The sequence below is a fragment of the Dermacoccus sp. Tok2021 genome (assembly GCF_019895135.1).
GTDB lineage: Bacteria > Actinomycetota > Actinomycetes > Actinomycetales > Dermatophilaceae > Dermacoccus > Dermacoccus abyssi.
The window spans coordinates 81,199-103,677 of record NZ_JAGTHU010000003.1; the positions used below are offsets into that span (position 1 = coordinate 81,199).

35 protein-coding genes are annotated in these 22,479 nt (G+C 66.9%); 3 read left to right on the forward strand and 32 right to left on the reverse strand.

The features are described 5' to 3' along the window. The first annotated feature begins 19 nt into the window (after window positions 1–19). Together K9D12_RS03210 and K9D12_RS03215 are read left to right on the forward strand one after the other, a co-directional pair. Complete coding sequence (locus K9D12_RS03210; RefSeq protein ID WP_006946116.1) at window positions 20–640, forward strand: carbonic anhydrase; 621 nt, start codon at window positions 20–22, stop codon at window positions 638–640. Window positions 641–863: 223 nt separating this feature from the next. Continuing rightward, window positions 864–1,847, forward strand: a complete 984-nt coding sequence (locus K9D12_RS03215) for a malate dehydrogenase (RefSeq protein ID WP_187035871.1) — start codon at window positions 864–866, stop codon at window positions 1,845–1,847. Between the two features lie 142 nt (window positions 1,848–1,989). On the opposite strand, the gene K9D12_RS03220 is transcribed toward K9D12_RS03215, so the two are convergent. From K9D12_RS03220 to rplM, 4 genes are all read right to left on the reverse strand, one after another. Further along, window positions 1,990–3,174: an aminotransferase class I/II-fold pyridoxal phosphate-dependent enzyme gene (locus tag K9D12_RS03220; protein WP_223059482.1), complete on the reverse strand. Its 1,185-nt coding sequence runs from the start codon at window positions 3,172–3,174 to the stop codon at window positions 1,990–1,992. A 161-nt stretch (window positions 3,175–3,335) separates the two neighbouring features. Beyond that, a complete protein-coding gene (gene glmM, locus K9D12_RS03225; protein ID WP_223059483.1) occupies window positions 3,336–4,691 on the reverse strand; it encodes a phosphoglucosamine mutase in 1,356 nt (451 codons plus the stop codon). A gap of 115 nt (window positions 4,692–4,806) precedes the next feature. Beyond that, window positions 4,807–5,316, reverse strand: a complete 510-nt coding sequence (rpsI, locus tag K9D12_RS03230; protein ID WP_047310364.1) for a 30S ribosomal protein S9 — start codon at window positions 5,314–5,316, stop codon at window positions 4,807–4,809. A gap of 30 nt (window positions 5,317–5,346) precedes the next feature. Continuing rightward, on the reverse strand, window positions 5,347–5,796 hold the full coding sequence (gene rplM, locus K9D12_RS03235; RefSeq protein ID WP_223059484.1) for a 50S ribosomal protein L13: 450 nt from the start codon (window positions 5,794–5,796) through the stop codon (window positions 5,347–5,349). 250 nt (window positions 5,797–6,046) lie between these two features. Here rplM and K9D12_RS03240 point away from each other — a divergent pair, with 250 nt between their 5' ends. Then, a complete protein-coding gene (locus tag K9D12_RS03240) occupies window positions 6,047–6,613 on the forward strand; it encodes a helix-turn-helix domain-containing protein (RefSeq protein WP_223059485.1) in 567 nt (188 codons plus the stop codon). A 2-nt stretch (window positions 6,614–6,615) separates the two neighbouring features. On the opposite strand, the gene truA is transcribed toward K9D12_RS03240, so the two are convergent. From truA to rplB, 28 genes are all read right to left on the reverse strand, one after another. Next, window positions 6,616–7,452 carry a tRNA pseudouridine(38-40) synthase TruA gene (gene truA, locus K9D12_RS03245; protein ID WP_223059486.1) on the reverse strand — a complete coding sequence of 279 codons (837 nt, stop codon included), beginning with the start codon at window positions 7,450–7,452 and terminating at the stop codon, window positions 6,616–6,618. Between the two features lie 105 nt (window positions 7,453–7,557). Beyond that, a complete protein-coding gene (gene rplQ, locus K9D12_RS03250; RefSeq protein ID WP_047310367.1) occupies window positions 7,558–8,028 on the reverse strand; it encodes a 50S ribosomal protein L17 in 471 nt (156 codons plus the stop codon). A gap of 60 nt (window positions 8,029–8,088) precedes the next feature. Then, complete coding sequence (locus K9D12_RS03255) at window positions 8,089–9,108, reverse strand: DNA-directed RNA polymerase subunit alpha (protein WP_223059487.1); 1,020 nt, start codon at window positions 9,106–9,108, stop codon at window positions 8,089–8,091. Between the two features lie 155 nt (window positions 9,109–9,263). After that, window positions 9,264–9,872: a 30S ribosomal protein S4 gene (gene rpsD, locus K9D12_RS03260; RefSeq protein ID WP_047310369.1), complete on the reverse strand. Its 609-nt coding sequence runs from the start codon at window positions 9,870–9,872 to the stop codon at window positions 9,264–9,266. A gap of 47 nt (window positions 9,873–9,919) precedes the next feature. Next, entirely contained in the window at window positions 9,920–10,327 is a 408-nt protein-coding gene (gene rpsK / locus K9D12_RS03265; RefSeq protein WP_047310370.1) for a 30S ribosomal protein S11, read from the reverse strand. A 65-nt stretch (window positions 10,328–10,392) separates the two neighbouring features. Next, window positions 10,393–10,767, reverse strand: a complete 375-nt coding sequence (gene rpsM, locus K9D12_RS03270) for a 30S ribosomal protein S13 (protein WP_047310371.1) — start codon at window positions 10,765–10,767, stop codon at window positions 10,393–10,395. A gap of 280 nt (window positions 10,768–11,047) precedes the next feature. Then, window positions 11,048–11,161 (reverse strand): 50S ribosomal protein L36, encoded by a 114-nt coding sequence (rpmJ, locus tag K9D12_RS03275; RefSeq protein WP_007928044.1) that lies wholly within the window; start codon window positions 11,159–11,161, stop codon window positions 11,048–11,050. Between the two features lie 89 nt (window positions 11,162–11,250). Then, a complete protein-coding gene (gene infA / locus K9D12_RS03280) occupies window positions 11,251–11,472 on the reverse strand; it encodes a translation initiation factor IF-1 (protein ID WP_006946284.1) in 222 nt (73 codons plus the stop codon). A 191-nt stretch (window positions 11,473–11,663) separates the two neighbouring features. Continuing rightward, entirely contained in the window at window positions 11,664–12,581 is a 918-nt protein-coding gene (locus K9D12_RS03285; RefSeq protein ID WP_129664302.1) for a M24 family metallopeptidase, read from the reverse strand. Next, window positions 12,581–13,159, reverse strand: coding sequence for an adenylate kinase (locus K9D12_RS03290; protein ID WP_193642422.1), 579 nt, complete (start codon window positions 13,157–13,159; stop codon window positions 12,581–12,583). The genes K9D12_RS03285 and K9D12_RS03290 overlap by 1 nt, the downstream gene beginning before the upstream one ends. Then, window positions 13,159–14,472 (reverse strand): preprotein translocase subunit SecY, encoded by a 1,314-nt coding sequence (secY, locus tag K9D12_RS03295; protein WP_187035884.1) that lies wholly within the window; start codon window positions 14,470–14,472, stop codon window positions 13,159–13,161. The genes K9D12_RS03290 and secY overlap by 1 nt, the downstream gene beginning before the upstream one ends. Window positions 14,473–14,690: 218 nt before the next feature. Beyond that, a complete protein-coding gene (gene rplO / locus K9D12_RS03300) occupies window positions 14,691–15,161 on the reverse strand; it encodes a 50S ribosomal protein L15 (RefSeq protein WP_047310375.1) in 471 nt (156 codons plus the stop codon). Window positions 15,162–15,163: 2 nt separating this feature from the next. Further along, the gene (rpmD, locus tag K9D12_RS03305; RefSeq protein WP_047310376.1) at window positions 15,164–15,346 is read right to left on the reverse strand and encodes a 50S ribosomal protein L30; all 183 of its coding nucleotides are present in this window, start codon (window positions 15,344–15,346) and stop codon (window positions 15,164–15,166) included. Then, window positions 15,346–15,993: a 30S ribosomal protein S5 gene (gene rpsE / locus K9D12_RS03310; protein ID WP_047310377.1), complete on the reverse strand. Its 648-nt coding sequence runs from the start codon at window positions 15,991–15,993 to the stop codon at window positions 15,346–15,348. The genes rpmD and rpsE overlap by 1 nt, the downstream gene beginning before the upstream one ends. A gap of 37 nt (window positions 15,994–16,030) precedes the next feature. Continuing rightward, window positions 16,031–16,405: a 50S ribosomal protein L18 gene (rplR, locus tag K9D12_RS03315; protein WP_187035886.1), complete on the reverse strand. Its 375-nt coding sequence runs from the start codon at window positions 16,403–16,405 to the stop codon at window positions 16,031–16,033. Window positions 16,406–16,408: 3 nt separating this feature from the next. Further along, entirely contained in the window at window positions 16,409–16,948 is a 540-nt protein-coding gene (gene rplF / locus K9D12_RS03320) for a 50S ribosomal protein L6 (protein WP_118912233.1), read from the reverse strand. A 24-nt stretch (window positions 16,949–16,972) separates the two neighbouring features. Continuing rightward, window positions 16,973–17,371 (reverse strand): 30S ribosomal protein S8, encoded by a 399-nt coding sequence (gene rpsH, locus K9D12_RS03325; RefSeq protein WP_047310380.1) that lies wholly within the window; start codon window positions 17,369–17,371, stop codon window positions 16,973–16,975. An 85-nt stretch (window positions 17,372–17,456) separates the two neighbouring features. Beyond that, window positions 17,457–17,642, reverse strand: a complete 186-nt coding sequence (locus K9D12_RS03330) for a type Z 30S ribosomal protein S14 (RefSeq protein WP_047310381.1) — start codon at window positions 17,640–17,642, stop codon at window positions 17,457–17,459. A gap of 2 nt (window positions 17,643–17,644) precedes the next feature. Continuing rightward, window positions 17,645–18,208, reverse strand: coding sequence for a 50S ribosomal protein L5 (gene rplE, locus K9D12_RS03335; RefSeq protein WP_047310382.1), 564 nt, complete (start codon window positions 18,206–18,208; stop codon window positions 17,645–17,647). Further along, window positions 18,208–18,570: a 50S ribosomal protein L24 gene (gene rplX, locus K9D12_RS03340; protein ID WP_047310383.1), complete on the reverse strand. Its 363-nt coding sequence runs from the start codon at window positions 18,568–18,570 to the stop codon at window positions 18,208–18,210. The genes rplE and rplX overlap by 1 nt, the downstream gene beginning before the upstream one ends. A 3-nt stretch (window positions 18,571–18,573) precedes the next feature. Continuing rightward, window positions 18,574–18,942 carry a 50S ribosomal protein L14 gene (gene rplN, locus K9D12_RS03345; protein WP_006946197.1) on the reverse strand — a complete coding sequence of 123 codons (369 nt, stop codon included), beginning with the start codon at window positions 18,940–18,942 and terminating at the stop codon, window positions 18,574–18,576. Window positions 18,943–19,133: 191 nt separating this feature from the next. Beyond that, window positions 19,134–19,424, reverse strand: coding sequence for a 30S ribosomal protein S17 (rpsQ, locus tag K9D12_RS03350; RefSeq protein WP_223059488.1), 291 nt, complete (start codon window positions 19,422–19,424; stop codon window positions 19,134–19,136). Between the two features lie 2 nt (window positions 19,425–19,426). Beyond that, on the reverse strand, window positions 19,427–19,663 hold the full coding sequence (rpmC, locus tag K9D12_RS03355) for a 50S ribosomal protein L29 (RefSeq protein ID WP_047310385.1): 237 nt from the start codon (window positions 19,661–19,663) through the stop codon (window positions 19,427–19,429). Further along, window positions 19,663–20,082 (reverse strand): 50S ribosomal protein L16, encoded by a 420-nt coding sequence (gene rplP, locus K9D12_RS03360; RefSeq protein ID WP_047310386.1) that lies wholly within the window; start codon window positions 20,080–20,082, stop codon window positions 19,663–19,665. Before rplP ends, rpmC begins: the two co-directional genes overlap by 1 nt. Beyond that, a complete protein-coding gene (gene rpsC / locus K9D12_RS03365; protein ID WP_047310387.1) occupies window positions 20,082–20,912 on the reverse strand; it encodes a 30S ribosomal protein S3 in 831 nt (276 codons plus the stop codon). Before rpsC ends, rplP begins: the two co-directional genes overlap by 1 nt. Continuing rightward, window positions 20,912–21,280: a 50S ribosomal protein L22 gene (gene rplV / locus K9D12_RS03370; protein WP_047310388.1), complete on the reverse strand. Its 369-nt coding sequence runs from the start codon at window positions 21,278–21,280 to the stop codon at window positions 20,912–20,914. The genes rpsC and rplV overlap by 1 nt, the downstream gene beginning before the upstream one ends. A 47-nt stretch (window positions 21,281–21,327) precedes the next feature. Further along, window positions 21,328–21,609 carry a 30S ribosomal protein S19 gene (rpsS, locus tag K9D12_RS03375; protein WP_047310389.1) on the reverse strand — a complete coding sequence of 94 codons (282 nt, stop codon included), beginning with the start codon at window positions 21,607–21,609 and terminating at the stop codon, window positions 21,328–21,330. 15 nt (window positions 21,610–21,624) lie between these two features. Further along, window positions 21,625–22,461 (reverse strand): 50S ribosomal protein L2, encoded by an 837-nt coding sequence (gene rplB / locus K9D12_RS03380; protein ID WP_047310390.1) that lies wholly within the window; start codon window positions 22,459–22,461, stop codon window positions 21,625–21,627. Window positions 22,462–22,479: the final 18 nt, after the last annotated feature.

Consider the following 22,479-nt stretch of genomic DNA (forward strand, 5'->3'; position numbering starts at 1 on the left):
ACATCACCAAGGAGCCACCATGAGCAGCACCCTCACGCCGCAGCAGGCCTGGGACACCCTCGTCGAGGGCAACCGACGCTTCGTCTCCGGCACGACGCAGCGCCCGCACAGTGACGGCGAGCGCCGGCGCGAGCTCGTCGCCGGGCAGGCACCCCAGGCCGTCATCTTCGGGTGCGGCGACTCCCGCGTGCCAGCCGAGATGATCTTCGACCAGGGCCTCGGCGATCTGTTCGTCGTGCGCACCGCGGGCCACGTGCTCGACCCCAGCGTGCTCGGCTCGATCGAGTTCGGCACCGAGGTGCTGCGCGCACCGCTCGTCGTCGTGCTCGCGCACAAGAGCTGCGGCGCCATCAACGCGACGCTCGCCGCCGAGGAGACCGGCGACATGCCGCCGGGATACCTCCACACGATCATCGAGCGCGTCATGCCGTCGATCCTGCACGGGCGCAAGCACGGGCTGACGACCGGCGAGCAGTTCGAGGCCGAGCATGCCCGGGCGACGAGCGAGCTCCTCCCCCAGCGCAGTCAGCTGATCCGTGATCGCATCGACGCCGGCCGGCTCGCCGTCGTCGCCGTGCACTACGACATCGGTGAGGGCGAGGCGCACGTCGTCGGCACCCTGGGTGACATCACGGCCTGATCGTCCGACGCTGTCACCGTGCCGCCGTCCCCCAGCGAGTGGCGGCACGCCTGATGTCGCGGCACGCACAGGCTGCTGTGCGCCCCTCCCGGGCCACTCGCACACTCGGGGGCCTCGGGCGGGCCCGCAGGGACGTTCGGCCCTGACGCGGCGGGCCGGCTCGGCCTACCGTCAGTGGTGACCCGAGGTCTCGTCCGAGAACCCGCCGACGAAATGAGCCGTCATGCCCAAGCCCGCCGTCCGCGTCGCCGTCAGCGGAGCTGCAGGTGCCATCGGATACAGCCTCCTGTTCCGCATCGCGGCGGGTGAGCTGCTCGGGCCCGATCAGCCGGTGGAGCTGCGCCTGCTCGAGGTCGACGAGGCGCTCGGCGCGCTCGAGGGCACCGTCATGGAACTGCAGGACTGCGCGTTCCCGTTGCTCGCGGGCATGGAGACCGGCTCCGACGCGCGCCGCATGTTCGACGGCGTCTCCCACGCGTTGCTCGTCGGGGCTAAGCCGCGCGGCCCGGGCATGGAACGCGGTGATCTGCTCGAGGTCAACGGCCGGATCTTCGGCCCGCAGGGTGAGGCGCTCAACGACGCGGCGTCCGATGACGTGCAGGTCACCGTCACCGGCAACCCCGCGAACACGAACTGCCTCATCGCGATGCACGCCGCGCGGGACATCCCGAACGAGCGCTTCAGCGCGCTGACGCGCCTCGACCAGAACCGCGCCGTCGCGCAGCTCGCCACGAAGACGGGTGCGAGCGTCACCGACATCCACGACGTCATCATCTGGGGCAACCACAGCGCGACGCAGTACCCGGACGTCACGCACGCGACGGTCCATGGCCGTGCCGCGCGCCTCGAGGTGGGCGACGACGCCTGGCTCAACGACGTCTTCATTCCCACCGTCGCCAAGCGCGGTGCCGCGATCATCGAGGCGCGCGGAGCGTCCTCGGCCGCGAGCGCGGCGAGCGCAACCATCGATCACGCGCGCGACTGGGCGCTCGGCACCGAGGCGATGGTCTCGATGGCCGTTCCGTCGGACGGCTCCTACGGGGTCCCCGAGGGCCTCGTGTCAAGCTTCCCCGTGACGGTGCGTGACCGCGCCTGGCGCATCGTGCCGGACCTGACGATCGACGAGTTCAGCCGCGCCCGCATCGATGCGAGCGTCGCCGAACTCGCGAGTGAGCGAGACGCCGTCCGAGCCCTCGGGCTCATCTGAGCGTCGAGACCGCGCGTCGGCGCGTCAGGAGACCAGGGGGGTTCCTGACGCGCCGACGTGCATCCCACGAACAGTAGGGCCCGAGCGACCGGGGCCGTCTGACGTAGCCGGCACGACTGGTGAACCGCAGGACGTCACAGCGTCATGACGAGCTATCGACGAACCTCACCATCCGGTCGAACGCCTCGTCGAGCTCATCGCTCGCGACGGCGAGGCTCATCCGCATGAACCGGTGCCCGTCGGCGGGGTCGAAGTCGACCCCTGGCGTGATGGCGACGCCCGTCGCGGCGAGCACGTCGGCGCACCAGCGCGCGGAGTCGTCGGTGAGGTGCGCGACGTCGCACCAGGCGTAGAACGCGCCGTCCGGTGGCGCGTAGGTCGTCACCCCGATCTCGGGAAGGCGCCGCTGCACCAACTCACGATTGCGCCGGTACGTCTCGACGTGCTCCTCCAGCTCACCGCGTGCCGCCTCGCCGAGGGCCGCGAGCGCCGCATGCTGTGACACGGCCGGCGGGCAGATCGTGAGATTCGAGGCGAGAATGGCGACGCGTCGGCGCAGGTGCGCGGGCACGAGCATCCACCCGACGCGCCAACCCGTCATCGAGAAGAACTTCGACACCGAACCGATGACGGCGCCCTGGCGCGACGTCTGCCACGCGCTCGACGTCGCGCGCCCGAACGAGATGCCGTGGTAGATCTCGTCGCTGACGAGCAGCACGCCGTGTGCGTCGCACCAGCGCGCGATAGCTGCGAGTTCGTCCGCGTCGATGATCGTGCCCGTCGGGTTGGCGGGGCTCGCGACGACGAGCCCCTTCGGCGCGGCGCCGCGCGCGGCACGTTCCGCCTCGAGCATCGCGACGGTGGGTTGGTAGCGCACCTCGGCGCCGCACGCGAGCTCCACGACGGACGTCCCCAGCGCCCGCAGCGTGTTGCGGTAGGCGGGGTAGCCCGGGCGGGTCATCCACACCTCGTCGCCGCCGTCGAACGCAGCGAGGAACAGCAGCGTGAACGCGCCCGACGACCCGGTCGTGACGACGACGTCGTCAGCACTCACGTCGTCGACGCCGAGGTCGCGGTGATACGCGGCGATCGCCTCACGCAGCGGCCGGATGCCGACCGTCTCGGTGTACCCGAGCGCATCGGCCTCGATCGCCGCGACGGCCGCCTCCCGGGCTGCACGGGGCGCGCCCGTCGAGGGCTGGCCGGCGCACAGGCTGATGACGTCGCCACGTGTGCGCTGACGTTCCGCTGCCGCGGCGAGCACCTCCATGACGTGGAACGGCTCGACGTCGCTGCGTCGACTCGGCTGGGCGGCTGGCAGGCTCATGCCTGCCACTGTGACACACCCCGCACGCGTGACGGCCGTCGGCGCTGTTCGTCAGCTCCCGTCGATAGCTCGCCGGGCCACCACACGACTGGGAGGCAGACGACTGCGCCCAGATGCACCCGGTGCATCTGGGCGCAGGACGAAAGCGCGTAGCCGGCAGTTCAGTCCATCGACAGCTCGCGCTTGACGACGTCGGCGAGGTGCGAGGCGACGGCGTGCGCGCGTTCGGCGGTGTCGGCCTCGACCATGACGCGCACGACCGGTTCGGTGCCCGACTTGCGCAGCAGCACGCGCCCGGCGCCGGCGAGGTCGCTCTCGGCGGCGCGCACAGCGGCCTGGACGCCCTCGTGCGAATCGACGGCCGACTTGTCGACGCCCTTGACGTTGATGAGCTTCTGCGGCATCCGCTGCATGACGGCGCCGAGCTGGGCGAGCGAGCGCCCACTCGAGGCCACGCGCGCAGCGAGGAGCAGGCCGGTGAGCACGCCATCACCGGTCGTGCCGTGGTCGAGTGCGATGACGTGCCCGGACTGTTCGCCCCCGAGCGAGTACGACCCGCGGCGCATCTCCTCGAGCACGTAGCGGTCGCCGACACCGGTCTGCTTGACGGTGATGCCCTCGCGCTCCATCGCCTTGATCATGCCGAGGTTACTCATGACCGTCGCGACGAGCGTGTCCTCGGCGAGCACGCCGCGCTCCTTGAGGTCGAGCGCGAGGATCGCCATGATCTGGTCACCGTCGACCACCTCACCCGTTCCGTCGACGGCGAGGCAGCGGTCCGCGTCACCGTCGAAGGCCACACCGAAGTCGGCTCCATTCGCGACGACCGCCTCCTGCAGCTTCTCCAGGTGCGTCGAGCCGTAGCCGTCGTTGATGTTGAGCCCGTCCGGCGTCGCACCGATGACGACGACGTCCGCGCCCGCGCGGCGAAACACCTCGGGCCCGACGACGGAGGCCGCGCCGTGCGCGCAGTCGACGACGATCTTGAGGCCCTCGAGGCGGTGCGGAAGCGCCCCGAGCAGGTGACCGATGTACTTCTCACCGCCCTCGGCGTAGGAATGCACACGACCGACCGACGCACCCGTCGGACGCTCGTATTCCTCATGCAGGTGCGCCTCGATCGCGTCCTCGAGCGCGTCGGGCAGCTTGTGGCCGCCGCGGCTGAAGAACTTGATGCCGTTGTCGGGCATCGCGTTGTGCGAGGCGGACAGCATCGCGCCGAGGTCGGCGTTCATCGTCGCCGTCAGGTAGGCGATGGCCGGCGTCGGCAGCACGCCCGCGTCGTAGACGTCGACGCCCGCGCTTGCGAGCCCGGCGACGGTGGCCGCACCGAGGAACTCCCCCGACGCGCGCGGGTCGCGTCCGACGACGGCGACGGGACGCTCGTGATCGGCCGAGACCTCCCCGGCCTCGACGAGTACCCGTGCTGCTGCGACGGACAGCCCGAGTGCGAGCTCTGCCGTGACGTCCTGGTTGGCGACGCCACGCACACCGTCAGTGCCGAACATGCGGCCCATGTGCCCCTCCTGAGGTCTTCGGAATCTCTCTCCACAATACGCGGCGGTACGCGAATCGCTCCGCACCCGGCGCATGGGCCGGATACGGAGCGATTCGAGCAGTGCAGCGCGTGGATCAGCGCTTGCTGAACTGCGAAGCCTTGCGGGCCTTCTTGAGACCGGCCTTCTTGCGCTCCGGCACGCGTGCGTCACGCGTGAGGAAGCCGGCCTTCTTGAGCACCGGACGGTTCAGCTCCTCGTCGACGCCGTTCAGCGAACGAGCGACACCGAGGCGAACAGCACCGGCCTGGCCCGAGGGGCCACCGCCGTGCACGCGCACGAGGACGTCGTACGCGCCGTTCAGCTCGAGGGCAACGAGGGGCTCGTTGACGATCTGCTGGTGCACCTTGTTCGGGAAGTACTCCTCGAGCGAGCGGCCGTTGATCTTCCACTCACCCGTGCCCGGGACGATGCGCACGCGGGCGATGGCCTGCTTGCGACGGCCCGTGGCCGCACCCGGTGCGGATGCGGACGGACGACGAACCTCGCCGTCCTCGCCGACCGGGCCGGTCGACTCGCTCGTGTACTCCGTCAGCTGCGGCTCGTCCGTCTCGAGGGCGTCGAGCTCGACATTCTGGTCTGCCACGTTTCTCCTAAGAATTCTTGGCAGGCGCGATTACTGCGCGACCTGGGTGATCTCGAACGGCTTGGGCTGCTGCGCGGCGTGCGGGTGCTCGGCACCGCGGTACACCTTGAGCTTGGCGATCTGGGCGCGGCCCAGCTTCGTCTTGGGCAGCATGCCTCGGACGGCCTTCTCGACGGCCTTCTCCGGGTCCTTCGCCATGAGCTCGGTGTAGGAAGTCGCCGTCAGACCACCCGGGAAACCGGAGTGGCGGTAGGCCTTCTTCTTCTCGATCTTGGCGCCGGTGAGGGCAACCTTGTCGGCGTTGATGATGATGACGAAGTCACCGGTGTCGATGTGCGGAGCAAACGTCGGCTTGTGCTTGCCGCGCAGCAGCGCCGCGGTCTGGGACGCGAGGCGACCCAGAACGACGTCGGTGGCGTCGATGACGTGCCAGGCGCGGTCGGCCTGAGCCGACTCCTGGTTGGGGGTGAACGTACGCACGGTCGTTCCCTTCGTTCTGTCGTTGACGATGGGGGCGGCCACTTCGCACGTCACACCCTGTGCAGGGCGCGCTGCGAAGCAACAGATGTCAATGTTACGCGGCCCTGCTGACCTGAACCAATCGAGCGCAAACCGTGACAACCATTGCGGCCCAACGCTTTTCATCGCCGCTCAGTGGGCCACCTCCGCGCACGAGTCACTCTTTGCACAACTTTTGTGCAAAATCTTCACGCGTCGTACCCTGGATGCCATGGAGCCCACGGCTGCCGCAGACACCTACCGAGTGCTCGCTCACCCTCTGCGCTCACGCATCCTCGCCCATCTGCGTCTGCACGGTGGCTCGACCTCCGCCGAGCTCGCCCGCGCACTCAGCACACACACCGGCGCCACGAGCTACCACGTGCGTGTCCTCGAATCGGCGGGCCTCGTCGAGGACACCGGGCTCGGCAGCGCCAAGACCCGGGTGTGGGCGATCGCCGACGACGAATCCGACGATGACGACGGTCCGACGACCGATGCTCTCGGCTTCATCGACGAGGCCGACGCGGAGGACGCGCGGTGGCTCGAGCACGACTACGTCACCCACGTCAGCGAACGCGCCCACGCCTGGGTCGACGAGCAGGAGGGCTGGACCTACGTGTGGCAGGAGGAGTGCCGCGCGTTCGACGCTCCCGTCCTGGTGAGCGAGGAGCAGATGAGCGCGCTGCGTTCCGAGATGGAGGCGCTGCTCGGGCGCTACCGCCGCATGGGTGCAGGTACACCCGGCGCTCGCCGGGTGGCCGTCACCGTCATCCCGCTGCCCCTGCCGCCGAGCTGAGCTCAGGCGTGTGGCAGCTCGCGCATGACACGCGACGCCTCCGCGCGCGCTGCCCACTCCTCGGCCGGCGGGTACGAGACCTCCTCGAGGCACAAGCCGTGCGCCGGCATGACGACGACGCCCGGGTCACGACGGCCGGATGCCATCACCTCGCGTGGCCAGCCGACATCCCTGCGCCCCTCCCCCACAGGCACCACCGCGCCGACGAGGGCCCGCACCATCGAGTGGCAGAAGGCATCGGCCTCGATCCGCCCGACGACGACACCCTCGTCGTCCCGGCTCCAGCCGTAGTGCAGGAGAGTGCGAATCGTCGTGGCTCCCTCGCGCTTCTTGCAGAACGCCGCGAAGTCGTTCAGCCCGACGAGTCGCGCGGCTGCCTCGTTCATGGCCTCGACGTCAAGGCCCCGCTTCACGACGACCGTGTCGTGGCGGCGCAACGGGTCGAGCTGCTCCGGTCGGTCGAGGATGCGATACGAATAGCGCCGCTGTGTCGCCGAGAAGCGCGCGTCGAAGTCTTCGGAGACGTTCGCCACGCGTCGCACGACGACGTCAGGCGCGAGAACTCCGTTGAGGCGGGTGACGAGCGCCTCGGCGGGCGTGCGATCGCTGCGTCCCGGAAGACGCTCAGCCACCACCTGGTCGAGGTCGACGTGGCAGACGCCCCCACGGCCGTGGACACCGGCATCCGTCCGGCCGGCCACGGTGAGCTTGAGGCCGTCGACGCGGCACACCGTCTCGAGCGCCGAGGTCAGTTCGCCTTCGACCGTCCTGCGCCCCGGCTGCGCCGCCCACCCGCTGAACTCGGTGCCGTCGTAGGCGAAGTCGATCCGAAAGCGCATGGGCGAAAGCCTACCGACAACGACGGAGCCCACCCGACCTCCGAAGAGGAAGGGTGGGCTCCGTCCGAGATGATCACCGCAAGGCGGGAATCACGAGCGTGATGCTCAGGCCTCGTCGACCTTCTGAGCCTCAGTCGCGGCCGGAGCGGCCTGCTCGTCCTTGGCCGCACGCTGCGTGGCAGCCTCGGCCTCCTTGACCGTCGACTGCTTGGCGGAGTAGGCCTCACGCACGAGCTCGATGACGACCATGGGGGCGTTGTCGCCCTTACGGGGAGCGATCTTGGTGATACGCGTGTAACCGCCCGGACGCTCGGCCATGTCGGGCGCGATCTCCGTGAAGAGGCGGTGGACGACGCCCTTGTCGCCGATCGAACGCATGACGCGACGACGCGAGGCGAGGTCACCGCGCTTGGCGAACGACACGAGGCGCTCGGCGTACGGACGCAGGCGCTTGGCCTTGGCTTCCGTCGTCGTGATGCGGTCGTGGGCGAACAGCTGCGTGGCCATGTTGGCCAGGATCAGCCGCTGGTGCGCCGGGCTACCGCCGAGGCGGGCACCCTTCGTGGGGGTAGGCATGTGTTTCTCCTTGGTCTACCGGTCCGCTCCGAGTGGGCTCGGAGCGATCCGAAAAGCTGCTCAGTACTGCTCGTCCTCGGCGAGGTCCGCGCCGTCGGCGTCCTCGTCGTAGCGGTCGGCGATGACGCTGGCGTCGAACCCGGGCGGGCTGTCCTTCAGCTGGAGGCCCATGTCACGGAGCTTGTCGGCGACCTCGTGGATCGACTTCGAACCGAAGTTACGAATGTCGAGCAGGTCGGCCTCGCTGCGGGACACGAGTTCACCCACGGTGTGGATGCCCTCGCGCTTGAGGCAGTTGTAGGAGCGGACGGTGAGGTCGAGGTCCTCGATCGGCAGAGCCAGGTCCGCGGCGAGCGCGGCGTCGGTCGGCGACGGGCCCATGTCGATGCCCTCGGCCTCGACGTTGAGCTCACGGGCCAGACCGAACAGCTCGACGAGCGTCGAACCGGCCGAAGCCATGGCGTCACGCGGAGCCATCGAGGTCTTCGTCTCGACGTCGACGATGAGCTTGTCGAAGTCGGTGCGCTGCTCGACTCGCGTGGCCTCGACCTTGTAGGTCACGGCCAGCACGGGCGAGTAGATGGAGTCGACCGGGATGCGGCCGATCTCCTGCTCCGCCGACTTGTTCAGCGCTGCCGAGACGTAACCGCGGCCGCGCTCGACCGTCAGCTCCATCTCGATGTTGCCCTTGTCGTTGAGCGTGGCGATCTCGAGGTCCGGGTTGTGCACCTCGACACCGGCCGGGGGCGCGATGTCAGCGGCGGTGACCACTCCGGGGCCCTGCTTGCGCAGGTACATCACCACGGGCTCGTCGTGCTCCGAGGAGACGACCAGACCCTTGATGTTGAGGATGACCTCGGTGACGTCTTCCTTGACGCCCGGGATCGTCGAGAACTCGTGCTGCACACCGTCGATGCGAAGGCTGGTGACGGCGGCACCGGGGATGCTCGAGAGCAGGGTGCGACGCAGGGAGTTGCCGAGCGTGTAGCCGAAGCCCGGCTCCAGGGGCTCGATGACGAACCGCGAACGGCTCTCGGAGACAACTTCCTCCGACAGGGTGGGGCGCTGTGCGATGAGCACTGTCGATGTCCTTTCCTACGGCGACCGCTATTTGACGCCGGGTGAACGAGCAGGAATCGAGTCCTGCGCCGGAACGAGCTCTGTCTCTCGAACCGGCCGGTGGACGGCGGCGGGCGCACTGGGTGCGGCCTGCCGCCGTCCGACGTGAAGAAGGATCAGTTCTTCGAGTAGAGCTCGACGATGAGCTGCTCGGTGAGCTGGCTGTCGATCTGCTCACGGGTCGGCAGCTGGTGGATGAGCACCTGCAGCGTGCCGGGCACGACGTGCAGCCACGCCGGAACCGGACGCTCGCCGAACGTCTCGCGAGCGAGCTGGATCGGGAAAGCCTCGCGCGACTTCTCACGGACCGTGATGATGTCGTACTGCTCCACGCGGTAGGACGGAACGTCGACGCGCTTGCCGTTGACCTCGAAGTGACCGTGCGTCACGAGCTGACGAGCGGCACGACGGGTGCGGGCAAGGCCTGCGCGGTAGATGACGTTGTCGAGGCGGGACTCGAGGATGACGAGCAGGTTCTCACCGGTCTTACCAGGACGGCGCGCGGCCTCCTTGTAGTAACGGATGAACTGCTTCTCCATGACGCCGTAGGTGAAGCGAGCCTTCTGCTTCTCCTGCAGCTGGTGGAGGTACTCCTTCTCCTGGACGCGGCCGCGGCCGTGCTGTCCGGGCGGGAAGGGGCGCATCTCGAAGTTCTTGTCGCCACCGACGAGGTCGGTCTTGAGTCGACGCGACTTCTTGGTGATCGGGCCGGTGTAACGGGCCATGGTGGGTTGTCTCCTAGTTCGTCAGGAAGGTCGTGCGGATCTGGTGATCAGACGCGACGACGCTTGGGCGGGCGGACGCCGTTGTGCGGCGTGGGCGTGACATCGCTGATCGCGCCGACCTCGAGGCCGGTTGCGGTGAGCGAGCGGATGGCGGTCTCACGACCGGAACCCGGGCCCTTGACGAAGACGTCGACCTTGCGCATGCCGTGGTCCATGGCACGACGCGCGGCGGCCTCGGCGGCCATCTGCGCTGCGTAGGGGGTCGACTTGCGGGAGCCCTTGAAGCCAACCTGGCCCGCGGACGCCCACGAAATCACGGCACCGGTGGGGTCCGTGATGGAAACGATGGTGTTGTTGAACGTGCTCTTGATGTGGGCCTGGCCCGCAGCAACGTTCTTCTTCTCCTTGCGGCGCACCTTCTTGGCGCCCGCGGCCGTACGGCTCTTGGGAGGCATAGTTCGAATCTCCTGTTTCGACGCTCGTTAGAGGAAGTAGTCGTGCTCAGCGTGAGCTGAGTGACTTACTTGGCCTTCTTCTTGCCGGCCACGGTGCGCTTCGGACCCTTGCGGGTACGAGCGTTCGTCTTGGTGCGCTGACCGTGCACGGGCAGGCCACGGCGGTGGCGCAGACCCTCGTAGCTACCGATCTCGACCTTGCGGCGGATGTCGGCGGCGATTTCACGGCGCAGGTCACCTTCGAGGCGGAAGCTGGCCTCGAGGTGGTCACGCAGCTTGACGAGATCTTCCTCGGTGAGGTCGCGGACACGGGTGTCCGGGTTGACGCCGGTTGCTGCCAGCGTCTCCTGAGCGCGGGTGCGTCCGACGCCGAAGATGTAAGTGAGGCCGACCTCGACGCGCTTCTCGCGCGGCAGGTCGACACCGATGAGACGTGCCATGAGTTCTCCTGAATCATGAGCGGAGGTCTGGAGCAACACCGGTCCCGCTATGGCGTGAACCCCGTTGCCGATGTCGGCGGGTCCGCGGGTCCCCGGCCTCCGCGCCGGGGGTGACGTCCACTGGCGTGTCTCGTGAACAGATCGCTGTTTCCATCGCTCTGATGAGATCTCGACGACGATCCGCGTGCGGATCTCGTCAGAGCCCAGTGGGGCCGGGTGCTGCAGTTGTTTTTGCTGCGTCCTGTGGAAGACGCTGCGAGCAAGATGCTCTAGGGGATGATCAGCCCTGGCGCTGCTTGTGGCGCAGGTTGTCGCAGATCACCATGACGCGCCCGTTACGGCGAATCACCTTGCACTTGTCGCAGATCTTCTTGACGCTCGGCTGAACCTTCATCTGCCTGCTGTCTTGTCGATCGCGCCCCTGACACGCGAGCCGCGCTGCATCCGCGAGGGAGCAGCGCGCCGGCCAGGGACTGGGTTGAATCAGCGGTAACGGAAAACGATACGGCCGCGGGTCAGGTCGTACGGCGAGAGCTCCACCACGACCCGGTCCTCAGGGAGGATTCGGATGTAGTGCTGACGCATCTTGCCCGAGATGTGAGCGAGCACCTTGTGACCGTTCGTCAACTCGACCCGGAACATTGCGTTCGGGAGAGCCTCGACGATCGTGCCCTCGATCTCGATGACACCGTCCTTCTTGGCCATGTCCTCCGCATTTCGCTGAGCGATCCCACCCCGGTTGGGTGTGATCTCGTGCAGGTCCGCGACACGCCGTGACCCAGGTTCGGGCAGGGTGTGACAAACAGACCGTTCACCAGTCTACGATCAGCGTCCGCCATCCTCAAATCGGGGACGGCGGGCGCCGAGGCACACGCCTGCGAGGGCGCACGGACACCTCAGTCGTCGAGCCCTCCGTAGAGGTCGCCGAGCGCGCTGCGCCCGCCGTCGTGCGCGGTGAGAACCCACAGGCCGCGCTCGGTGACGGCGACCGTGTGCTCGAAGTGGGCGGCGAGCGAGCCGTCGTCGGTCTTGACCGTCCAGCCGTCGTCGAGTTCGTGGGTCTCGTACGTTCCGAGCGTCACCATCGGCTCGACGGCGACAACCAGGCCGGTCTCGACCTTCGGCAGCCGCTCCGAGACTGCCTCGTTGTAGACCGTCGGCTCCTGGTGCAACTCGCGCCCGACGCCGTGGCCCGTGTACCCGTCGACGATCTCGAAGTCGGCCAGTTCGGCGTACCCCGTGCGCAGGGCGGCTTCGACCTGGGAGCCGACGTCGTTGAGGCGCTTGCCGGCGGCAAGGGCTCGAATGCCGGCCCACATCGAACCTTCGGTCGCGAGGACGAGGGAACGCACGGCATCGCCCCCGGCGGCCGCGATCAGCCCTGCTTCGTCGAGGTGGGGGTCCTCCCCCGCGTGACGAGCCGCAACCCGTGCGGCGCCGGCCGGGTTGTCGTCGCTCGCGCCGACGACGAACGTCAGCGCGGAGTCGCCGTGCCAGCCGTCGACGATCGCACCGCAGTCGAGGGAGACGACGTCGCCCTCGCTCAGGACCCGGGGCCCGGGGATGCCGTGAACAACCTCGTCGTTGACCGAGATGCACAAGGTGGCCGGGAAGCCGTGGTAGCCGAGGAAGGAGGGCGTGGCGCCACGCTCACGCATGTGGTCGTGGGCGACGGCGTCGACGTCCTGCGTCGTCATGCCGGGACGGGCGGCGAGCGCGGACGCACGAAGCGCCGAGCCGGTCACGAGACCGGCCCGGCGCATCGCGCGGATGTCGTCGCTCGACTTCAGGGGAAGGCGAGTGCGTCCGAACATCAGCGTGCCGAGGAAACCTGATCGAGCGCCGCGTTGATACGAGCCTCGACCTCGTCCATGGAACCCATGCCGTCGATCTGCACGAGCAACCCGCGTTGCGTGTACGCCTCCGCGAGCGGTGCAGTCTCACGCACGTACAGCTCCTGGCGCTCGCGAATCACCTCTTCGGTGTCATCGCTACGACCCGAGGTCTCGGCGCGCTTGACGAGTCGCTGCACGACTTCCTCCGCGTCGACCGTGAGCTCGAGGACGGCGTCGAGCGCCTCACCTTTCTCCGCGAGCATGGCGTCGAGAGCATCCACCTGGTTCGCCGTGCGGGGGTAGCCGTCGAGGAGGAAGCCGGCCTTCGCGTCGTCCTCGGCCAGACGGTTCTTGACGATCTCGTTGGTGATCTCGTCCGTGACGTAACCGCCCGAGGCGAGGATGTCCTTCACCTTGAGACCGAGCTCGGTCTCGTTCTTGATGTTCGCCCGGAAGATGTCACCGGTCGAGATGTGCGGGATACCGCGTCCGGCCGCGAGTCGCTCGGCCTGAGTTCCCTTGCCGGCCCCGGGAGGGCCGAGAATGATGAGTCGCATTATCGGAGGAACCCTTCGTAGTTGTGCTGCTGGAGCTTGGAGTCGACCTGCTTGACGGTCTCAAGACCCACACCGACGAGGATGAGGATCGACGCGCCACCGAACGGGAAGTTCTGGTTCGCGTTGACGAGCGCGAGGGCGATGAGCGGAATGAGCGCAAGCACCGCGATGTAGATGGCACCCACCGTCGTGATGCGGTTCAGCACGTAGCTGAGGTACTTCGCCGTCGAGGATCCGGCGCGCACGCCCGGGATGAAGCTGCCGGCCTGTTTGAGGTTGTCGGCAACCTCGTCGGGCTGGTACGTGATCGAGACGTAGAAGAACGTGAAGAACACGATGAGCACCGTGTACACGGCCATGTACAGCGGGTGGTCGCCTCGCGCGAAGTAGGTGTTGATGATCTCCACCCACTTCGGCGGGTTGGTCGAAGATCCCTGGAACTGCGCGACGAGCATGGGCAACGAGAGCAACGACGTCGCGAAGATGATCGGGATGACGTTGGCCATGTTGACCTTGAGCGGGATGTACGTCGTCGTCCCGCCGTAGGAACGGCGACCGATCATGCGCTTGGCGTACTGCACCGGAATGCGACGCTGGCTGTTCTCGACGAAGACGACGGCCGTGGTGATGGCCAAACCCATGACGACGACGATGAGGAACTTGCCCCAACCCTGATCGCGGATCGCCCAGATGCTCTGCGGCACGCTGGCGGCGACGGCGGTGAGGATGAGCAGCGACATTCCGTTGCCGATTCCACGCTCCGTGACCTGCTCACCGAGCCACATGATGAGGCCCGTGGCCGCCGTGAGCGTGATGATCATGATGAGGATCGTCGGGATCGAGTCGTCCGGCATGATCGTCGAACACGTCGCCGGCGAGCCACCCAGGATCGAGGACGGGTTGCGGGCCGCCGTGATGAGCGTCGAGCTCTGCAACAGAGCGAGAGCGATCGTCAGATAACGCGTGTACTGCGTCATCTTGGCCTGGCCGCTCTGGCCTTCCTTCTTCAACTGCTCGAAGCGGGGAATGACCACGGTGAGCAACTGAACGATGATGCTCGCGGTGATGTACGGCATGATGCCGAGCGCGAAGATCGACAGCTGGAGCAGCGCGCCACCGGAGAACAGGTTGGCCAGGCCGAGGAGGTTGCCCGATCCGGTAGCCGCCTCCTGGCACTTCTTCACCAGGTCGAAGCTGATGCCGGGCGTCGGAATGTGCGACCCGAGCCGGAACAGCGCCATGATGGCCAGCGTGAACAGGATCTTGTTCCGCAGTTCGGGCGTCCGGAAGGCGCGTCCAAAACTGGTGAGCACTACAACCTCCTGCGCCACGCGCTTACGTGGCAGGTGTTTGGATCGATCCGTCGGGCCAGGAGGCCGTCAGGTGAGTTCGCGACTCGGGCGCGGGTACGCCGGGCGCAAGCATCAACGGATGAACGATACCTGTCCGTTCCCCCGTAATGCGAAGAACCCCGGCCCGGGCGGTCACATCGTGACTCCCCCGGACCGGGGTTCATCGGTCGAACAGTGCGTCACTCAGCGGTGACGGAACCGCCGGCGGCCTCGATCTTCTCCTTGGCCGAAGCCGAGAACTTCTGGGCCGTGACGTTCACCTTGACGGTGATGTCACCGGTGCCGAGCACCTTGACCGGCTGGCCCTTGCGGACCGCACCCTTTTCGACGAGCGCAGCGACGTCGACGTCGCCACCGTTCGGGAAGAGAGCCGAGATCTTGTCCAGGTTCACAACCTGGTACTCGACCTTGAACGGGTTCTTGAAGCCGCGGAGCTTGGGCAGACGCATGTGCAGCGGCGTCTGGCCACCCTCGAAGCGGGCGGGAACCTGGTAACGAGCCTTCGTACCCTTGGTACCACGGCCTGCGGTCTTACCCTTCGAGCCCTCACCGCGACCGACACGGGTCTTCGCGGTCTTGGCTCCCGGGGCGGGACGCAGGTTGTGGATCTTCAGGGTCGAACCGCCCGTAGCTGCCTTGGTGTCAGCCATTGTCAGTCAACCTCCTCGACGGTCACGAGGTGCGCGACCGCGCGGACCATGCCACGGAACTCGGGGCGGTCCTCCTTGACGACCGTGTGGCCGATGCGCTTGAGGCCCAGCGAACGCAGGGTCTCGCGGTGCTGCGGCTTGCCACCGATCTCGGAACGGATCTGGGTCACCTGGAGCTTAGCCATCACGCATCAGCTCCTGCCGACATCGCGTGCTGCATCGCTGCCGGGGCAACCGCGTCGAGCGGCAGACCACGGCGGGCGGCGACAGCCTCCGGACGCTCGAGACCCTTGAGGGCCGCGACCGTCGCGTGGACGATGTTGATCGAGTTCGACGAACCCAGGGACTTCGACAGGACGTCGTGGATACCTGCGCACTCGAGCACGGCGCGAACCGGACCACCGGCGATGACACCGGTACCCGGCGAAGCCGGCTTCAGCAGGACGACGCCTGCGGCGTCCTCACCCTGGACGGGGTGCGGGATGGTGCCCTGGATGCGCGGGACGCGGAAGAAGTTCTTCTTCGCCTCCTCGACACCCTTGGCGATGGCGGCCGGAACTTCCTTGGCCTTGCCGTATCCGACACCCACGGTGCCGTCACCGTCACCGACGACCACGAGGGCGGTGAAGCTGAAGCGACGACCACCCTTCACGACCTTGGCGACACGGTTGATGGTGACGACGTTCTCGACGTACTGGTTGCGCTCTTCCTCGCGACCGCGGCCACGGCCGCCGTCACGACGACCGCCGTCACGACGGTTGTCACGCTGGTTGTTGTCGCGCTCGCCGCCCGTCTGAGCGGTACCGGCGCCTCGACGCTGGGGTCCAGCCATCAGACATTCCTCTTCTCGGCGTTGTTCTTGTTGGTCATCACAGGCTCAGGCCACCCTCGCGGGCACCGTCGGCGATCGCGGCGACGCGACCGGCGTACCGGTTACCACCACGGTCGAAGACGACGGCCTCGATGCCGGCAGCCTTCGCGCGCTCGGCGACGAGCTCACCGACCTTGCGGGCCTTGGCGGACTTGTCACCGTCGAAGGTGCGCAGGTCGGCTTCCATGGTGGAAGCGGACGCAACCGTCTTACCGACGGTGTCGTCGACGACCTGGACGAAGACGTGACGGCTGGAACGCGAGACGACCAGACGGGGACGGACAGCCGTACCCGTGACCTTCTTGCGCAGACGCAGGTGGCGACGGCCACGAGCTGCGGACTTGGACGAAGAACGCTTGACGATCTTTGCCATGGCTTACTTACCAGCCTTTCCGACCTTGCGGCGGATGTGCTCGCCTTCGTAGCGGACACCCTTCGCCTTGTACGGGTCGGGCTTGCGCAGCTTGCGAATGTTGGCCGAGATCTCGCCGACGAGCTGCTTGTCGATACCGGAGACCGAGAAGCGCGTGGGGTTCTCGACGGCGAAGGTGATGCCCTCGGGCGCCTTGACGAGAATCGGGTGCGAGTAACCCAGGGCGAACTCCAGGTCGCTGCCCTTGGCCGTGACGCGGTAACCCGTGCCGTGGATCTCGAGCTTCTTGGTGTAGCCGTCGGTGACACCGACGACCATGTTGTTGATAAGGCTACGCGTGAGGCCGTGACGCGAGCGCGAGTCGCGCTCGTCGTTCGGACGCGTCACCTCGACGGAACCGTCCTCGCCCTTGGCGACGGTGATCGGCGCGGGAACCGTCAGGTCGAGGGTACCCTTGGGGCCCTTCACCGTGACGTCCTGGCCGTCGATGGTCACCTCGACACCGGACGGGACAGGAACCGGGAGACGTCCAATACGTGACATCTGTTTCTCCTCCTAATTCCTGATTTACCAGACGTAGGCGAGGACTTCCCCGCCCACACCCTTCGCGGCTGCCTGCTTGTCGGTCAGGAGGCCGGACGACGTGGAAATGATGGCAACACCGAGGCCACCGAGAACCCGCGGGAGGTTCGTGGACTTGGCGTACACGCGAAGACCGGGCTTCGACACGCGACGCACGCCGGCAATGGCGCGCTCACGGTTCGGGCCGTACTTCAGGTTGATCGTGAGCGTCTTGCCGACGCGGGCGTCCTCGACGGTCCAGCCGGCGATGTAACCCTCGCGCTCGAGAATCTCAGCGATGTGGGACTTCAGCTTCGAAAACGGCATGGACGTCGAGTCGTGGTGCGCCGAGTTGGCGTTCCGGACTCGCGTCAACATGTCCGCGATCGGGTCGGTCATGGTCATTGGGCTTCTCCGCCCTTCCTCACCGGGGTTTCAACCAGTCCTGGTCGACCTACGGTGTAGAGAGAATTGTGGGAGTTGTGAGTTCTTACCAGCTGGACTTGGTGACGCCGGGCAGCTCGCCGGCGTGCGCCATTTCCCGCAGGCAGATACGGCAGAGGCCGAACTTGCGGTAAACCGAGTGCGGACGGCCACAGCGCTGGCAGCGCGTGTAGGCACGGACGCCGAACTTCGGCTTCTTGTTCGCCTTGTTGATCAGTGCGGTCTTCGCCATCGTCACTTCTCCTTGAACGGGAATCCGAGGGCGCGCAGCAGGGCGCGGCCTTCGTCGTCGTTGGCGGCCGTGGTCACAACGGTGATGTCCATGCCGCGCACGCGGTCGATCTTGTCCTGGTCGATCTCGTGGAACATCGACTGCTCGTTCAGACCGAACGTGTAGTTGCCGTTGCCGTCGAACTGCTTCGGCGACAGGCCGCGGAAGTCACGGATACGCGGGAGCGCAACCGAGACAAGACGGTCGAGGAACTCCCACATGCGGTCGCCACGCAGCGTGACGTGCGCACCGATGGGCATACCCTCGCGCAGCTTGAACTGAGCGATGGACTTGCGCGCCTTGGTGACGGCCGGCTTCTGACCGGTGATCGCCTCGAGGTCGCGGATGGCGCCCTCGATCAGCTTGCTGTCCTTCGCGGCGTCGCCGACACCCATGTTGACGACGACCTTGACGACACCCGGAACCTGCATCGCGTTGGCGAAGTTGAACTCGCCCTGCAGCTGGCCCTTGATCTCGTCGGCGTAGCGCGTCTTGAGACGCGGGGTGGTCTTGGTGGTCTCAGACATCACAGGTCCTTACCGGAACGCACGGCCACGCGGGTACGCACGTTCTTGGTCTTGCCGTCGCGCTCGACCTGCTCGACGCGGGTGCGCACACGGGTGGGCTTGTTCGTCTCAGGGTCGACCAGGGCCACGTTCGAGACGTGGATCGGCGCCTCGACGACCGTGAGGCCGCCGGTGCCGGCACCGGGCTGACCGGCCTTGACGTGCTTCGTGACGCGGTTGATGCCCTCGACGAGGACTCGCTGCGTCTCCGGGAACACGGCAATGACCTTGCCCTGCTTGCCCTTGTCGCCACCGTTCTTCTCGGAACGGCCGCTGATGACCTGGACGAGGTCGTTCTTCTTGATCTTCATCTTGGCCGCCATGGTTCAGAGCACCTCCGGGGCAAGCGAAATGATCTTCATGAACTTCTTGTCGCGCAGCTCGCGCCCGACCGGGCCGAAGATGCGCGTACCACGCGGGTCGCCGTCGCCCTTGAGGATGACGGCCGCGTTCTCGTCGAAGCGAATGTAGGAACCGTCTGCGCGACGGCGTTCCTTCTTGGTGCGAACGATGACGGCCTTGACGACGTCACCCTTCTTGACGTTGCCACCGGGGATGGCGTCCTTGACGGTGGCCACGATGGTGTCACCGATGCCGGCGTACCGGCGGCCAGAGCCACCGAGCACGCGGATGCACAGGATCTCCTTGGCACCGGTGTTGTCGGCGACACGAAGTCGCGACTCCTGCTGAATCACAGTTTCTACTCCTGTCGTCTCACTGGTTCTCGCCCTACCTGAGCGAGCCTTGCGGAACGTTTAATGGTCTCATACCGGTCCGCACAGCCAAAAACCGGGGTAATCTGCGCCCTCCCGCGGGGGACGAGTTGCCTCGTCCCCCGCGGTGTGCGTGGCTCAGAACTTCCCCGGCTCCGGCTGTGCCATCCGGCTTACTTGGCGCGCTCGAGGATCTCGACGATGCGCCAGCGCTTGGTTGCCGACAGCGGGCGGGTCTCCATGATGAGCACACGGTCGCCGATGCCGGCGCTGTTCTGCTCGTCGTGGGCCTTGACCTTGCTGCTACGGCGCATGACCTTGCCGTAGAGCGCGTGCTTGACGCGGTCCTCGACCTCGACGACGACCGTCTTGTCCATCTTGTCGCTGACGACGTAGCCCTGGCGCGTCTTGCGGTAGTTACGCTCGACGCTCTCGCTCACGGCGGTCTCCTGCTTGTCGTTCATCTTCAGCCAACCTTCTCGTCACGGCCGATGTTGAGCTCGCGCTCACGCATCTCCGTGTAGATACGCGCGATGTCCGTGCGGACGGAACGCAGACGTGCCGAGCTCTCGAGCTGGCCGGTAGCCGACTGGAAGCGCAGGTTGAAGAGTTCCTTCTTCGCCTCTGCGAGCTTCGTAGCCAGCACCTCGTCCGTCATCTCGCGCAGTGCCTGCGGCTGCAGGTCCTCCGAACCCTTGGCCATCAGATGTCACCACCTTCACGCGCGACGAAGCGGCACTTCATCGGCAGCTTGTGCATCGCCAGGCGCATGGCCTCACGAGCAACTTCTTCGGACACACCGTTGACCTCGAACATGACGCGGCCCGGCTTGACGTTGGCGACCCACCACTCCGGCGAACCCTTACCGGAACCCATGCGGGTTTCGGCCGGCTTCTTCGTGAGCGGACGGTCCGGGTAGATGTTGATCCACACCTTTCCGCCACGCTTCATGTAGCGCGTCATGGCGATACGAGCGGACTCGATCTGACGGTTGGTGACGTAGGCCGGCTCGAGAGCCTGGATGCCGTAGTCGCCGAACGTCACCTCGGTGCCGCCCTTGGCCATACCCGTACGCTTCGGGTGGTGCTGCTTGCGGTGCTTCACACGACGGGGAATAAGCATCAGGCTTCAGCTCCCTCGGTCTTCGGGGCGGACTCGGTGGTCTCGGTGGCCACGTCGTTCGCCTGTGCGGTCTGCTCCGAACGCTGGCCGCGACCGCGACCGCGCTCTCCACGCTCACCGCGGGGACCGTCGCCACGACGACCGCGCTGCGGACGCTGCGGGGCGGCGGCCTGCTCGCGAGCGAGCTCCTTGGCCGTCAGGTCACCCTTGTAGATCCAGACCTTGACGCCGATGCGACCGAACGTCGTCTTGGCCTCGAAGAAGCCGTAATCGATGTTCGCGCGCAGCGTGTGCAGCGGCACACGACCCTCGCGGTAGAACTCCGAACGGCTCATCTCTGCGCCGCCCAGACGGCCGGAGCACTGGACACGGATGCCCTTGGCGCCGGCGCGCTGTGCGGACTGGATGCCCTTGCGCATCGCGCGTCGGAAGGACACGCGTGCCGAGAGCTGCTCGGCGATGCCCTGGGCGACGAGCTGAGCGTCGGCCTCGGGGTTCTTGACCTCGAGGATGTTCAGCTGGACCTGCTTGCCCGTGAGCTTCTCCAGGCGACCGCGCAGGCGGTCGGCCTCGGCGCCGCGGCGACCGATGACGATGCCCGGGCGAGCGGTGTGGATGTCGACGCGAACGCGGTCACGCGTGCGCTCGATGTCGACGCGGGCGATGCCGGCGCGCTCCATGCCCTCGGAGAGGAGCTTGCGGATCGCGACGTCTTCCTTGACGTAGTCGCTGTAGCGCTGACCCGGCTTGGTCGAGTCGGCGAACCAGCGGCTCTTGTGCTCGGTGGTGATACCGAGGCGGAAACCGTTCGGGTTGATCTTCTGACCCATCAGCGGTTACCTCCCTTCGAGTCGCGCTCGCCCACAACGATCGTGATGTGGCTCGTGCGCTTGAGGATGCGGCTTGCGCGACCCTGAGCGCGCGGACGGAATCGCTTCATGGTCGGACCCTCGTCGACGAACGCGGTCTTGACGACCAACGCGTTCTCGTCGAAGGCCACGGAGTTCTTGTCCGCCGTGAATCGTGCGTTCGCAATGGCGCTGTTGAGCGTCTTGAGAACCGGCTCGCTGGCCGCCTGCGGAGCGAACTGCAGCAGCGCGATCGCGTCAGCGGCCTGCTTGCCACGGATCATGTCCACGACGCGGCGGGCCTTCATCGGCGTTACGCGGACGTGCCGCGCCTGCGCCTTGGCTTCCATCGCTGTCCCTTTACTTTCGTCAGTCATGGTGGAGTACCCCCGCCGCGTCAGCGACGGCGACCCTTCTTGTCGTCCTTCTCGTGACCCTTGAAGGTACGAGTAGGAGCGAACTCACCCAGCTTGTGGCCGACCATGCTCTCGGTCACGAAGACCGGGACGTGCTTGCGGCCGTCGTGCACGGCCAGGGTGTGGCCGAGCATGTCCGGGGTGATCATCGAGCGGCGCGACCACGTCTTGATGACGTTCTGCGTGCCGGCGGCGTTCTGGGCTTCGACCTTCTTCGCGAGGTGATCGTCGACGAAGGGGCCCTTCTTGAGGCTACGAGGCATTTCGAAAGGCTCCTATCAGCGCTTCTTGCCAGTGCGACGGCGACGCACGATGAGCTTGTCGCTGTCCTTGTTCGGGCGGCGGGTGCGGCCTTCCTTCTGGCCCCACGGGCTGACGGGGTTACGACCACCAGAGGTCTTACCCTCACCACCACCGTGCGGGTGGTCCACCGGGTTCATGGCGACACCGCGGACGGTCGGGCGCTTGCCCTTCCAACGCATGCGGCCGGCCTTACCCCAGTTGATGTTGCTCTGCTCGGCGTTACCCACCTCCCCGATCGTCGCGCGGCAGCGGACGTCGACGTTGCGGATCTCACCGGAGGGCATACGCAGCTGGGCGTAGGGGCCGTCCTTGGCGACGAGCTGAACGCGAACGCCCGCGGAACGGGCGATCTTCGCGCCACCGCCGGGGCGGAGCTCGACGCAGTGGATGACCGTACCGACGGGGATGTGACGCATCGGCAGGTTGTTACCCGGCTTGATGTCGGCCTCGGGGCCGTTCTCGATGCGGTCACCCTGCTTGAGGCGGTTCGGCGCAATGATGTAGCGCTTCTCGCCGTCGGCGTAGTGAAGCAGCGCGATGCGGGCGGTGCGGTTGGGGTCGTACTCGATGTGAGCGACCTTGGCCGGGATACCGTCCTTGTCCGCGCGGCGGAAATCGATCACACGGTAGGCGCGCTTGTGGCCACCACCGATGTGACGGGTCGTGATGCGACCGGAAGCGTTGCGGCCACCGGTCTTGGAGAGCGGGCGCACCAGCGACTTCTCGGGCGTGGAGCGAGTGATCTCGACGAAGTCGGCCACACTCGAGCCACGACGACCGGGGGTCGTGGGCTTGTACTTGCGAATAGCCATGGGTCTAAGTCGTCCTCA